15 protein-coding genes are annotated in these 13,691 nt (G+C 38.6%); 5 read left to right on the top strand and 10 right to left on the bottom strand.

The features are described from left to right. Positions 1-21 precede the first annotated feature (21 nt). The gene (locus P7D84_RS02680; RefSeq protein ID WP_376716907.1) at positions 22-525 is read right to left on the bottom strand and encodes a QueT transporter family protein; all 504 of its coding nucleotides are present in this window, start codon (positions 523-525) and stop codon (positions 22-24) included. A gap of 180 nt (positions 526-705) precedes the next feature. On the opposite strand from P7D84_RS02680, the gene P7D84_RS02675 reads away from it, so the two are divergent. Beyond that, the gene (locus P7D84_RS02675) at positions 706-1,017 is read left to right on the top strand and encodes a hypothetical protein (RefSeq protein WP_311804911.1); all 312 of its coding nucleotides are present in this window, start codon (positions 706-708) and stop codon (positions 1,015-1,017) included. Positions 1,018-1,157: 140 nt separating this feature from the next. Beyond that, positions 1,158-2,147 (top strand): diacylglycerol/lipid kinase family protein, encoded by a 990-nt coding sequence (locus P7D84_RS02670; protein WP_311804910.1) that lies wholly within the window; start codon positions 1,158-1,160, stop codon positions 2,145-2,147. A 92-nt stretch (positions 2,148-2,239) separates the two neighbouring features. Here P7D84_RS02670 and recD2 read toward each other — a convergent pair whose 3' ends face one another. The 4 genes from recD2 to P7D84_RS02650 form a co-directional block, all read right to left on the bottom strand. Next, the gene (gene recD2 / locus P7D84_RS02665; RefSeq protein ID WP_311804909.1) at positions 2,240-4,645 is read right to left on the bottom strand and encodes an SF1B family DNA helicase RecD2; all 2,406 of its coding nucleotides are present in this window, start codon (positions 4,643-4,645) and stop codon (positions 2,240-2,242) included. 54 nt (positions 4,646-4,699) lie between these two features. After that, a complete protein-coding gene (locus tag P7D84_RS02660; protein ID WP_137603817.1) occupies positions 4,700-5,356 on the bottom strand; it encodes a histidine phosphatase family protein in 657 nt (218 codons plus the stop codon). 25 nt (positions 5,357-5,381) lie between these two features. Next, positions 5,382-5,885: a tRNA (uridine(34)/cytosine(34)/5-carboxymethylaminomethyluridine(34)-2'-O)-methyltransferase TrmL gene (trmL, locus tag P7D84_RS02655; protein WP_311804908.1), complete on the bottom strand. Its 504-nt coding sequence runs from the start codon at positions 5,883-5,885 to the stop codon at positions 5,382-5,384. A gap of 240 nt (positions 5,886-6,125) precedes the next feature. Beyond that, positions 6,126-6,953 carry a methyltransferase domain-containing protein gene (locus P7D84_RS02650; protein WP_311804907.1) on the bottom strand — a complete coding sequence of 276 codons (828 nt, stop codon included), beginning with the start codon at positions 6,951-6,953 and terminating at the stop codon, positions 6,126-6,128. A 240-nt stretch (positions 6,954-7,193) separates the two neighbouring features. On the opposite strand from P7D84_RS02650, the gene P7D84_RS02645 reads away from it, so the two are divergent. Continuing rightward, complete coding sequence (locus tag P7D84_RS02645; protein ID WP_311804906.1) at positions 7,194-7,829, top strand: copper homeostasis protein CutC; 636 nt, start codon at positions 7,194-7,196, stop codon at positions 7,827-7,829. A gap of 51 nt (positions 7,830-7,880) precedes the next feature. On the opposite strand, the gene P7D84_RS02640 is transcribed toward P7D84_RS02645, so the two are convergent. From P7D84_RS02640 to yjbM, 5 genes are all read right to left on the bottom strand, one after another. Next, entirely contained in the window at positions 7,881-8,321 is a 441-nt protein-coding gene (locus P7D84_RS02640; protein WP_137603821.1) for an NUDIX hydrolase, read from the bottom strand. 42 nt (positions 8,322-8,363) lie between these two features. Next, positions 8,364-9,734 carry a magnesium transporter gene (gene mgtE, locus P7D84_RS02635; protein WP_137603822.1) on the bottom strand — a complete coding sequence of 457 codons (1,371 nt, stop codon included), beginning with the start codon at positions 9,732-9,734 and terminating at the stop codon, positions 8,364-8,366. A gap of 79 nt (positions 9,735-9,813) precedes the next feature. After that, entirely contained in the window at positions 9,814-10,707 is an 894-nt protein-coding gene (locus P7D84_RS02630) for an RluA family pseudouridine synthase (RefSeq protein WP_311804905.1), read from the bottom strand. A gap of 5 nt (positions 10,708-10,712) precedes the next feature. After that, the gene (locus P7D84_RS02625; protein WP_311804904.1) at positions 10,713-11,516 is read right to left on the bottom strand and encodes an NAD kinase; all 804 of its coding nucleotides are present in this window, start codon (positions 11,514-11,516) and stop codon (positions 10,713-10,715) included. Continuing rightward, a complete protein-coding gene (yjbM, locus tag P7D84_RS02620; protein ID WP_137603825.1) occupies positions 11,488-12,153 on the bottom strand; it encodes a GTP diphosphokinase in 666 nt (221 codons plus the stop codon). Before yjbM ends, P7D84_RS02625 begins: the two co-directional genes overlap by 29 nt. 210 nt (positions 12,154-12,363) lie before the next feature. Between yjbM and P7D84_RS02615 the strand changes: the two genes are divergently transcribed. Both P7D84_RS02615 and P7D84_RS02610 read left to right on the top strand, forming a co-directional pair. After that, positions 12,364-12,975, top strand: coding sequence for a CYTH domain-containing protein (locus P7D84_RS02615; RefSeq protein WP_311804903.1), 612 nt, complete (start codon positions 12,364-12,366; stop codon positions 12,973-12,975). Continuing rightward, positions 12,968-13,615, top strand: coding sequence for a DsbA family protein (locus P7D84_RS02610; protein WP_311804902.1), 648 nt, complete (start codon positions 12,968-12,970; stop codon positions 13,613-13,615). The genes P7D84_RS02615 and P7D84_RS02610 overlap by 8 nt, the downstream gene beginning before the upstream one ends. The last annotated feature ends 76 nt before the right edge of the window (positions 13,616-13,691 follow it).

The following is a 13,691-nucleotide window of genomic DNA, read 5'->3' as shown; positions in this document are numbered from 1 at the left end:
TAAAATTAGGATCGCCATTTTTTATATTTGTTTTGCAAAATGTAAGCGCGTATTTAAATAATACATGATCGGCGCTGAGATTGTCATAATGATTGCTTCACTTAATGCTGTCCAACCATACGTTGGCCAAAATGGCAATTGAGCAGTTAGATTCAACATCCACGCGATCAAAAACATACTTGCGCTAAAAAATACGACATTCAAGACTAAACGAATTTTGGTATTTTTCACGATAGTTTGTAACAACGCCGTCAAAGATAAGGCTACAAGCGTTTGGCCACCGCCAAAGACGACATCCAGCCATCCCATACCAAAGATTGCATTATAGACAACAACACCACCAAAGATTCCCCATAGGTATCTTCGATTAAAAACGACTAAATGATTCAAACTTTCTGAAATACGAAATTGGATTGCTCCAGAAGCTACCGGCGATACTAGGATTGTCAAAGCTAAATAAAGTGCCATGATAATTCCATTTGTCACTACGAGAGTAACTCGATTTCTCTCCACCATATTCATAATTATTCCTTCTTTCTCCGAGTTTTTTTAAAGCGGGATGGTTGATGAACCGCTGGAAATCTTTTACAGCATACGTTGTTTTAAGAATCAAGTCAACTCCTTGATTATGTTTTTAAGTGTAGCAAAATTGAAATGCGCCAACATTAAATGCTACAATTGCTTTACTTTAAGGAAGGACAGGCGATGGCTATGCTAGGTATCGACAATGAATTAGAACAACTCTATCAACATGCACAACAAGATGGTGAGGCAGTCATTAAGGGGCAATGGACTGCTGGAAATTACGGTTGTTGCAGCACTCGAGCTCCTTTAGTCGAAAAATATAAAATCACAAGTAATGATGCCCATACGGCACTTTATTTATGGGGCAACTTAGTGGTACAAATAGATCGTAAAAAGCAGGCTCCAATCCTCAATAAGGAATTTGAAGCAACCAACTACGAGAAAAAAATCATTAACTGGTTCATCCAAACCGCAGTTGATGGTCTTGCTTAAACGGTAAATTTTATATGAGCCTATAAGTCAAAAGAGGACTAGTTGTGATCTTGATTTAATCCTATCGTAAAAAAATGGTTCATTCTTCTACAGTTCCTCTCCCTACTCTGTTATAATCATTTTTTGAAAGGATCGAGGACATGAAGTTTCATTATCATATTTTAATTAATCCCGCAGCCGGCAGCGGCAATGCGGCGAAAACAGCAGAAAAGATTATCCAATTATTGGATGACGGTGATTATACATATACACCTTATTACACGAAAAGACCAGGTGATGAACGCGCGATTGTTGAACGGATCGTTGATTTATTGAGTTCTTGGTCAGAAACTAGCGAAGAAGAACATCTTGATCGTTCCTTCCATTTACTAGTAGTCATTGGTGGTGACGGCACTTTGCATGAAGTCGTCAACCAGTTTTACACTCTGGATCGGCAACTGCCTGTCAGTTATATCCCAGCTGGTTCAGGAAATGATTTTGCTCGCGGAATCGGTCTATCTCGTGAACCAGAGAAAGCTTTCGAACAAATCACTTCGGCGGTAAGACCTCAACCGATTAATACATTTCATTACGAAGAAAAGATTCAAGAAGAACAAGGAATTATTTTAAACAATGTCGGTATTGGCTTGGATGCGTTAATTGTTGCGACTACCAATGCCTCTACGTCAAAAAAACTTTTAAACAAGTATCATCTAGGATCGGCTTCTTATGCTTTGTACTTGATAAAAGCAATCTTTACACAAAAAACATTTCCGATTCTCGTTGAGTTGAATGGTCAATCATTAAGTTTTGAACGGACGTTTTTATGTACTACCACAAATATCCCTTATTTCGGTGGCGGGATAGCAATCGCACCAATGGCAGATCCTAAAAAAGACATGATTGATCTAGTAGTTGTAGAAAAGCCCAATTTACTGGCAATCTTACGTTTCTTGCTCCAACTAGTACGAAAAAAACATACGCAAAATAAACACTACAAACACTACACTAGCTCTCGGATTCGGATCGTTTCGGTTGTCCCTCAACATGGTCAAGCAGACGGCGAAGCGATGGGAGAACGCTCTTTTGATATGAACTTTTCCACCGCAACACAATATATCTGGTATGCTGATAAAAGGACTGAAAAATAGATCGTTTGATTTATTTTCAGTCCTTTTTGATTGTCTAGTCAATTTTTCCAAACAACTAGCACTTTATTACTTTAGATGACTCGATTCACTTATTACATAAACATCATCGGCGTCACATTTTCCATCCCAATCATAGGATCTACTGTTTGTGATGCGATTAATTTTGGAGTCAAAATAGTCGGTTCATTTATTTTTGATTGCTGCTCTTCTTTTGATGACTTAAATGGTTCTTTTTTTGGCGGAACTGGAGCATCTGCTGTTTCTTTTGATGTGATACGTTCGATCAAAGTCGTCTTTCGAACCGCTGATTTTCGGCTCACGCATGCTTGAAAGGCTTCTTCTTCACCTAGTAAGATCAACAGGTCTTTGCTTCTGGTCACTGCAGTGTAAAGCAAGTTACGCTGAAGCATCCGTGAATATTGTTTGACCATCGGCAGTAAGACCATTTTAAACTCGCTACCTTGGGATTTATGGATTGAACAGCAATAAGAGAGTTTGATCTTGTTCCATTCAGAACGCTTATAACTAACCTCATTGCTATCAAATTGGATAACCAGTTCGTCTACTTTGTCTTCTGATTCTTTTGCAGGTATAATGCCGACAATCATTCCCATGTCTCCATTAAAAACATTTAATTCTGGATTATTAACTAATTGCAAGACTTTGTCGCCAATGCGATAGACAACATCGTTCCACTGAACTTCTTTTTTTTGCCCATCATTAGGATTAAAAATCTCTTGCATCATCTTATTGATTGCGTCAATTCCCGCTGGCCCACGATACATGGGCGCCAATACTTGGACATCTTGTGCTGTATACCCTTTTTTCTTGGCACGTTCAACAATCTGCTTGACAACTTCTTCCATTTGAAATGCATGACATGAAATAAAAGAACGATCCTGTTGATTTTTGCGAAAATCATTTGGCAATTTACCTTCTTTAATATCATGAGCTAGTGGAATAATCGAAGAGCCGTCACCTTGTCGATAAATATCCGTTAGTTCCATTTTAGGGATGTCATCGATCTGCAATAAATCGTGAAAAACTTGACCTGGGCCAACAGAAGGCAGCTGATCTTTGTCCCCAACAAAAATGACTTGCATATTATCAGGGATTGCTTTTAACAAAGTATTGGCTAGCCACGTGTCTACCATTGACATCTCGTCGACAATCAGTAGACCGCCATCTAATTCTTTAGCTTCAATGTCTGGCGTATCATCATTAGCATTTAATCCTAACAAGCGATGGATCGTACTAGCTGGTAATCCTGTTGTTTCATTCATTCGCTTTGCAGCCCGTCCTGTCGGTGCTGCTAGCAAAATTGGAAAGATTGCATTCGTATAATCTTTTGGATCTAAAGACAGTCCATTTAACTCAGCAAACATTTTGACGATTCCATTGATCACCGTAGTTTTTCCTGTTCCCGGACCACCGGTTAAAATAAATAGCGGTGAACGGATTGCTTCTTTGATTGCTTGGTCTTGCGAATCGCCATAAGTAATCTGTAGTTGCTTTTCAATCATGCGTAATTTTTTATCGATTGTCTTCTGAGGATAGTCTATCTCTTTTTTCCGAGCCAACAAACGTTCAATCGAAGAAGCAATACCCCACTCACTATAAAATAAAGTATTTTCATAAATTTTCGTTGCTTCTTGTTGGATTTTTTCTTCTTCAACCAATTGAATGATCATACTCGCAATCTGATCCGGAGCAATCTCAACCGGACGAGTCGTCTCTAGCAATTGCAAGACTTCAGTCAACAACTGTTGGGCTTCGACATACGTATCCCCACTTTGATTGGCATCTTCATTCACTTGATGAAAAATTGCTGCTCGGATACGTTGCGGACTATCTGCTGCGATACCTAATTGTTCAGCTAAACTATCTGCCTTTTTAAACCCGATTCCTTCAATGTCTTCTACTAATTGATAAGGATTTTCTGCAATGACTTCTAACGCTTCATTTCGATATGTTTGAAATATTGCAAAAGAAAGTTGACTACCAAAACCATAGCGGCTCAAGCCAACGATGATTTGTTCCATCCCATGATTTTGACGAATAGTATCCACGATAACTTTTTGTTTTTTGCTATTCAAATTGGGAACTTTGGCTAGTACAGCTGGATTTTCCATAATTTGATCGATAGCTTCTTCACCTAAGACTTCGATGATTTTTTCAGCCGTTTTTTTACCGATACCAGGAAATTTCTCGCTAGCTAGATAATTGATCAAACCATTTGCTGAAGTCGGATGCGCTTGTTCATAACTTTCCACTAAAAATTGTTTGCCGTAGCGAGGGTGTTCTACAAAATGTCCAAAAAAACGATAATCTTCGTCTTCTTGCATGTCACCAAAACTACCAGTGACCACGATCTCCTGTTCAAGATAATCACTATTGGTCTCGCTGACTTTGATCAGCATGACTTTATAAAAATTACTAGGATTTTGAAAAAAGATCGCTTTTAAGGTCCCCACAATATATAACTGTTCCTCTGACATTTTGCTCCTCCCTTCTAAAAATTCGAACATTTAGTGATTGACGATTTACTATTATCACAATAACGAATCAGGTTTTGAACCGATTCCTTCTAAAAAGCTGACATCGTTCCAACGGATTAGTTCATACGGCGGCTTGCTGCTCGTTGCTTCTAAAATCGTTAGACTATTATTAAATAAACCGCCCATAGCTCGTAATTCACTCAGTGGTTTTCCAATTAATGCTTGAACAGCCGCCGTCAACGCTGCACCATGGCCAACAAAAAGTAACGGACCTTCTTGAGATTCCTCAACTGCTTTTTCTACTAGGTCATTAATCCGTTTCAACATGTCTTCGATTTTTTCACCATCGAAAGGAGTGGGATCGTATAGATCTAAATGATGGCGTAAATTCACCATGTCTTCAGGGTAACGTTCCATGATTGCTGGGATTAACTGTCCTTCTAATTTTCCTAACCCAAGTTCTCGTAAATCTTCTGAACGAACGATTTCAGTTGGTCGGGTTAATTGTTTGTTAATACCTTCTGCTGTTAGATATGCTCGCTTTAAACTGCTCGTATAGATTTTTTCAAAAGGAATTTCTTTTAACTCTGTGCCTAAAGCTTTGATTGCTGCTTTACTTTCCGGCAGTAATGGGGAATCTCCCATCATACCTTGGAAACGTTTTTCTTGATTCCAGCGCGTCTTGCCATGACGAGTAAAATAAAGTTTCATAAAATTTCTCTCCAAATCCTTTGATTTAGTCTAACTTATCGTGTTCGTAATGATGCGTCAATTCTAAATTGGGAAACGATTGCTGCCGTAAAGCTTCATAAACTACTAAAGCGACGGTGTTGGAAAGATTCAGTGAACGAACATGCTCATCATTCATCGGAATGCGCAGACATTTTTCCGTATTTTTACGCATAAATTCTTCAGGCAATCCAGTCGTTTCTTTCCCAAACATAAAGAAATGATCTCCCATTGTATAATCTATTTCTGTATAGGTCCCATTGGCAAATTTTGTGATTAAATGTAATGGACGATCACCCAGATAGTCTAAAAACGCAGCGAGATCTTTATGATAAGTGATATCTACGTCGTTCCAATAATCAAGACCTGCTCGTTTCAAATGTTTATCGTCTGTAGAAAAACCTAGAGGTTCGATCAAATGCAACGGCGAGTTGGTAGCTGCGCATGTTCGGGCGATATTGCCCGTATTGGCAGGGATTTGTGGTTCAAATAATACGATATGGTTTGTCATGGTAGTTCCCTCGATTTTATTTAAGATTTATTTTCATAAAAACTGATTTTGAACAAAAAAAAACGTACCAACTCGGTGTCCAGCACGGCGAGTCACTACGTTAGTGAAGCACTTTTCACTAACTTTTATCAGAACAGGAACCTGATAAAAACCAATGAAAAACAACTTGATAGTACTATAACATCACGAAGTAACAAATGCAACCTTCTGTTTTCATGAATTTCAATGAAAGCGATTACTCTAATGTCCTTTTAATATTTCTATATCAATTGTTATTTTCTTCAAAGGATCTTCAGCTAAACGTGCTTTTATCTCAGGTGATACTTGCCATTCTAGCGGTGACATCTCTAAAAGATCCAAGCGATTTTCCACTGGGATGTCAAATTCATAAGTCACTCGTTCCCGCTGATCAATCGTAAGTTCTTCTTCAAATCGTTGGATGACCGCCTCATTAGAATATGTTTCACCATCTGGATGATACACTGCGCGTAACTCCTTTAAGTACCCAGATTGTGGGACGACTTTGATTACACACCCTTCTGGTTTCATTACTCGTTTGAATTCACGATAATGTGACGGTGAAAAAATATTTAAGATTGTATCAAAAGAGTGGTCAGCAAACGGCAGATTGGTCAAGTCAGCAACACACCAAAAAGCTTCAATCGGCTGATTGCTGGCTAAGTAGATTCCTTCTTTAGCGATGTCAAAACCAATCGTTACAGGATTTTGTATGAACTGAGTAATTTGTTGCAAGAAACTACCTTCACCACAGCCTACATCTAATACGTTCCCTGTTTGGATTAATTGAGAAATTTTTTCGATGACTGGTCGATACATCCCTGAACGGATCATTCGTCCACGGGGGGCAAACATATGATTGTCATATTCGGTCTTGATTTGATGATCCAAAAAATATAGTGTGCCTTTTTGGGCCAAATCAAAGCGATGACCGTTCATACAGACTAAACTTTTTTCTCGTTGCATCATTTCGCGATGACATTTGGGGCAGATAAACAGCTCATGCTGTTTTGCTAAAAACAACGCACTCCGCTCAATTTTTTTAAGCATTTTTTCACTTCCTTTTTGCTGACTATCATAGCATAGTTCTGCTATTCCTACTATCACTGAGATATGCTAAACTAAAGATAAGGTACTACTTAAAATCTAGCAGAAACGGTTTTTGTCAAAGTTGGCTTTTTTCTAACAAAAACCTCTTTTCTTCAATTAGTATTTTTGTTGGCAGTGGCCTTATAAGTTATTTGATCAAAACTATTTTGAGCATCTTTTCATAAACTGGAGGACGAACCCTTGATTAAAGAATTTTGTGCTGAAAACTATACAGATATTTCAAAAGCAATCCAAGCTGGTGCTGGTCGGATTGAATTGTGTGATAACTTAGCCGTTGGTGGAACAACACCTAGTTTAGGCGTAATCGAAGAAACGTTGGCTTTGGCAGGTGAGAAACATATCCCTGTTATGACTATGATCCGGCCACGTAGCGGTGATTTTGTCTACAATGACATGGAATTAAAAATCATGGAAAATGATTTGATTCATGCTAAAAATGCTGGGACTGACGGCGTTGTTTTTGGTTGTTTGACCAAAGAAAATGAAGTTGATGAAGAAGCGCTAGAAATGTTACTAGGCAATAGCGCAGGCTTGATGACGACTTTCCATATGGCCTTTGATAAACTTACTAAAAAAGAACAGTTCAAAACCATTGATTGGTTTGCTCAACTCGGGATTGATCGTATCTTAACCCATGGCGGACCAGCATCGACTACAATCGATGAAAATCTTCCTCATCTAAAAGAATTGGTGGACTATGCAGCCGGCCGAATCATCATCTTACCTGGTGGAGGAATCACCGCAAACAACGCGGAGGAAATCGCAGCAATTTTAGGAGTAAATGAACTTCACGGCACAAAAATTGTTGCTGAATAACAAGCTTGATTAAGCTACAGTGAAAGGGTCGTGACTATTGTGTCACGACCCTTATTTTTTTCGTTTATTGATAAATTTTTCAATCCGAACAAGCCAAGTATTTCTTTTAAATCGCCACCGTACTGGATAGCGTCCTGTTAAATAATCCCTGATTTGACGATGTCGATCAGGAAAAATATTCAACGGTAGATTATGGATATCAAAAAAATTAAATGCCGCATAATCTTGCGATTCCATCGGGCTTTGCGAGACTGTTTCTTGTACTTTATAAACATACGTGATCTCTTCGTGATACTCTTTTGTATAAATACCGATTAAATCCTCGACTGTACTCTCAAAAGAAAGCATTTCTTTGATTAAACGCCGCATTCCATCACGTTCTTTTTCATTTGAAAGAAGGTCGCCTCCAGGTAAATCCCAAATAGGCATTCCTGGTCGCCGAACTAATAAGATCAACCCATTACGGATAATAATGGCATAAGCTTTTTTCAAAATTTTTCACTACTTTCAGCATATGTCTTTTTCATTCATCAATTAATGTCCAATAAAACGTTCCATAAAGAGACTAGCGATATTGAAATAAATCAATACACTGGTAAGATCACTCAAGGTGGTGATAAACGGCCCGCTGGCAACTGCTGGATCAAAGCCCAAACGTTCCATCACCATCGGAATCCAGCTGCCGGCTAAAGTTGCCACCGTAATAGCGGCCATCATCGCTGCTCCGATGACGAAACCTAAAACAAAATTATGTTTCCAAATACCGACAATGACAAAGATTGTTATTCCTGTCACTAAACCAGTGACTAATCCTGTTAAGATTTCTCCTAGAACCAACTTGCCAAAATTTTTTTCATTGTCATCTGAAATCGCTAAACGCCGCACTGCGACCGCCAAAGATTGGGTTCCTGCATTTCCGGCAGTCCCTGTAATCAGTGAAATAAAAACGGCTAAAATACTTGCTTTACTGACAAGCGCTTCATAATGGTTGATTAACGTCGCTGTGGTCATCCCTAAAAACAGCAAAGTAATCAGCCAAGGCAATCTTCTTGAAGCTGCCTTGACAGGATTCTCATCAACTTCATCCACATTGACACCGGCCAAACCAGAGTAGTCACTTGCTGCTTCATCATCAATTACGTCAATGATATCATCGACAGTTACGATTCCCAATAAATGATCTTCATAGTCTGTTACCGGCAAGGCAAGGAAATCATAATCACGAAATGTTTGTGCAACATCTTCTTGATCATCTCCAACATGAACTGAAATGACCCGTTCACTCATTATTTCCGAGACCATCGCATCATCTTCATTGATGATCAAATCACGCAAAGAGATGACCCCGACTAATTGATTGTCATCATTTACTACATACGTATAATAAATAGTTTCCGCAATTTGAGCTTCTTTTTTTAAGACGTACATGGCAGAGCGGACGGTTTGATTGGCAACAATCGAGACAAACTCTGTTGTCATCAAAGAGCCCGCCGTATCGTCTTCATAATGAAGCAAATCACGGATTTCATTGGCATGCTCAGAATCCATCAAACTCAAATATTTTGCCACTGGTTTTTTATCTAGTTCATTTAACAAATCCACTGCATTATCCGTATACATCTCAGACAACATGTCCGCGGCATATTGTGGGCGCATCTCATTTAAATATTCATCCACATAGTCGTCGTCTTCTTCAATCACATCAAACATGTCCGCCAATTCTTTAGGCGATAAATACGAATACATCAGTTGTCGTTCTTTTTGATTTAGAGATTGATAAAATTGTCCTTGATCATAAAAATGCATTTCCAAAAAATGATCACGAAATGACTGCAGTTCGTTCTGATCTAGTTCCTCCCGTAATTGTTGGAAATGTCTTTCTAGCTCTTCTTGGTTCTCATCCATCAATCTCACCTCACTCGTTTTAATCAATTATTTTGCGTACAAAACACTTTGTTTTACAAAGTTTTTAAAATAAATTTTTTTATAATGTATCTGCAATTTCTTTCATATCCGCAGCCAAGGGTAGTTTAAATGACAACTCTTCTCCAGTGAAAGGATGTGGGAATGTCAGCGAATAGCAATGCAACGCTTGGCGTTCGATTCCTAGATTCATCGCGCCGTCATAAAGATCATCACCTAACAAAGGACAACCGATTGCTGAAAAATGTACCCGAATCTGATGAGTGCGACCCGTGTGTAATTGGACATCGACTAAAGCACAAATCAGATTACGTTTTTCTAACCAATATTCAGTCTCAGCTTGTTGACCAGTTTCAACTATTTGGCGTTTCAGTAAAGAAGATAAGTCTCGACCAATCGGCAGGGAAATATTCCCGTGCTGCTGCAACGTTTCGACATCACCAGCTACGAGTGCTTGATATTTTTTGATAAATTGCTTTTTTTGCAAGCTTTGATCTAGCTTCGCATGAGCAAAACCATGTTTAGCAAACAGCATCAGACCAGAAGTATCGCGATCCAAACGGGTCACGACATGGACAACTTGATTCGGATACTCTTGTGCTACATAATAGGCTTTGACACGGTTAGCCATCGTTCCACGCGGATGATATTGTGCCGGGATAGAGGCAATTCCCGCTGGTTTATTAATCACTAATACATGTTTATCTTCAAACACGATTTCGATAGGAACATTATCTGCTAACAATGTTTCATGCGCCTCTTCGTCTGGAATCACAACAGTTACAATATCATGGGCATTTAAAGAAAACAAGACGTTTTGTTCCGTCCCATTTACTAAAATCTTCCCACCATGAAATTTAATTTTAGCGAGTAATTTTTTTGAGATGCCTTGACGTTTTAAAAAGGTTCGTACGAGCAGCTGATCCTGCTCTTGATAAGTCCATTTGAATTCCACAAAAGTTAATCCTCTCGAATAAAGGCATCTTTTACCCGATACCAAAAATGCATATGCCGATATGACGCAAAATGAATCCGTTCGTCGGCAATTTTATATTTGATCGATGTAATATCTTTTCGAATAATATCAAGTTGATCGATCGTAATCAAATGTTCCTCATTACTTTTTAAGCGAACATCAATCCATTCATGAGGACCAATAATACTTGGTGAACCCAATGTTCGGAAAACACGATTATTCAAAGAAGCAATCTCTGCTAACTGCATCGCATTGATGCTTGGATGTACTACCGCACCACCAACACTTTTATTATACGCGGTTGACCCTGTTGGTGTGGAAATCGCTAGACCATCTCCACGAAAACGTTCGAACAATTCTTCTTTAATATAAACATCTGCTACCATTGTACGACTGCCTTTACGGATAGTCGATTCATTCAATGCTAAAAAATGTCTCTTTTCTCCATCTCTTGTAGTCAAGACAACATCTAAAAGTGGATAGCTGACACTTTTTCCTTGCTCCTCACTCAAGCTATTGACTAGTTCAGATAACTCATAATCCCGCCAATCAGTATAAAATCCTAAGTGGCCCGTATGAACTCCTAAAAAACGAACCTCATTCAATCGGTGATTGTATCGGTGAAATGCTGACAGCAATGTTCCATCTCCACCGATCGTGATTATTAGTTCTGGATCGCGGTCAACAATTGTTAAATCATCTTTTTCTGCTAGTAATTTTCGTAAACGTTGTAACACCCGAATTGATTTTTCTTCTTGATTATGGATGATTCCGATCCTTAGACTCATGCTGCCCCACTTCTTTCTTTGGTTCCTTACGATTGAACATATGTTGTGCTTCTTGAATCTCATCACGGATACTAGACATTTCTTCATCTAATTGATACGCTGCTTCAGCGGCTCGAAATAAACGTCTTTGGATGTCTTCAGGAATTTGTCCCTTATATTTATAATTCATTGAATGCTCGATCGTTGCCCAAAAGTTCATCGACAATGTTCGAATTTGGATTTCTGCTAAAAGTTTTTTCTCTCCTTCTAACATTTGAACGGGGTATTCGATCACCAAATGATATGAACGATACCCGCTGGCCTTTCGATTCGTGATGTAATCACGTTCTTGAATAATTTTCATATCGTTTCGTCGCCGTAAGATTTCCACGACTAAGGGAATATCCTCTACAAATTGACACATGATCCGCATCCCTGCCATATCAGACATCTCATCTTCCAAACGGTTCAATGGAATCCCGCGCAGACCAGCCTTATTGATAATACTTTCTACTGGTTTGACACGACCAGTCACAAATTCAATCGGGACATGGCCGCCACTCGTACGGTATTGTTTGCGTAATCCGCGTAATTTTATTTTTAATTCAGCTACTGCCAATTCATAAGGCGCAAGAAATGTATCCCAGTCTCTCTCCATTATATATCCCCCGCTTCTATTTCCATTCCTTACTTATCTTATCATAAACTTTCATTTCAATAGAAAAAAATGTCATATTTTTGTCTCTTAACAAATATTACAAAACGCTAACATTTTTATCGATTCAATTCTAATTGTTTGACTGTCTCCCTAGTTTTATGTGAGGATACCTAATATTAGAAGTTTTTAGAGATCAGGAGTAAAATAAGTTTGAGTAAAGAGATTGAAATCGAATTTAAAAGTATGCTGACAAACGATGAGTATCAACAATTGTTGCATCATTACGCAATCACTGATGATTCGTTTGTGGTCCAAACAAATCTCTATTTTGATACTGGAGATTTTCAACTAAAACAGCACGGAATGGGATTGAGAATTCGCCGTTTTTCTACCAAAGCCGAGGCAACTTTAAAGGTGCCTCAAACTATTGGGCTGTTAGAAATCACCGATACGCTTACCCTCACTGATGCCCAGCGAGCATTGCAAAAAGAGCAATTCCCTTCTGAGGCAACAGAGATTCACACAAAACTTCAAGATTTAGGCATTTCCTTGCATGAATTACATTTGATTGGAGAACTAACCACAAAAAGGTCTGAATTTTCGATTGCTGAAGGAAAACTTGCCTTGGATAAAAGCTGGTATGGTGATCACCATGATTTTGAACTAGAATTAGAAGTTTCTGATGCTGCTTATGTTGAAGTAAACTTCAAAGAATTTTTGAAAAAAATGCATCTGCCTTATCGTAAAACACAAAATAAAATTGTCCGTGCTGTAGCTGCACGACAGAGTCGGGATAAAAAACGGAGGGATTCCAATGATTGAGATTTATTTATTTGTTAATCCAATTGGAAAAAAATGTTTGTCGATCGAGCGAAGAATTATCGATTTGATTAAGACCTATGATATGAAGATCCAACTACGTTTAATCCCGATTATGAATCTACAAACAATTTCAGAATTTATGACCCGGCTTGGTGCCTCTGAAAAAGATATTCACTTGCGCACGGCATTATCACAAGAGATTCATTCAGCTGCATTAGATGTCAAAGCTGCACATCTTCAAGGAAAAAAACGTGGCCGCGACTTTTTAATCGAACTGCAAAAAGCAGTTGGCGAACAAAAACAGCCCTATTCAAAAAAACTAGCGATCCAACTTTTCACTAAAGTTGGCGGCGACTTAGAGATGTTCTTAGAAGATCGCCACTCAGACTTTGTCCAAGAGGCTTTCTTAACAGACCAGCAAATCGCTCATGAAATGAAAATCACCTCTCATCCATCGACAGTCATCTACAATTACAGTGAAGGATGTCATTCAGGGATTCTCATTGAAGGATGCGATACAATTCACCATATTTTAGATACATACAATACTAAAGAAGCCTTGATTGCTTTTTTAGAATCACAAACTCAAAATGCCGCAATCTGTCATTCTGAGTTTGATCATCCTTTATCACTTATTTAATAAAAATGCTAGGTATATACTTATCAAGCGATATAGTTTACAAAAAGAGCAGAAGGAATTCCTTCTGCTCTTTAAT

The sequence above is a fragment of the Enterococcus dongliensis genome, from assembly GCF_031927985.1.
Classification (GTDB): Bacteria; Bacillota; Bacilli; order Lactobacillales; family Enterococcaceae; genus Enterococcus_A; species Enterococcus_A dongliensis.
This window is presented reverse-complemented; position numbering and strand designations above follow the sequence as displayed.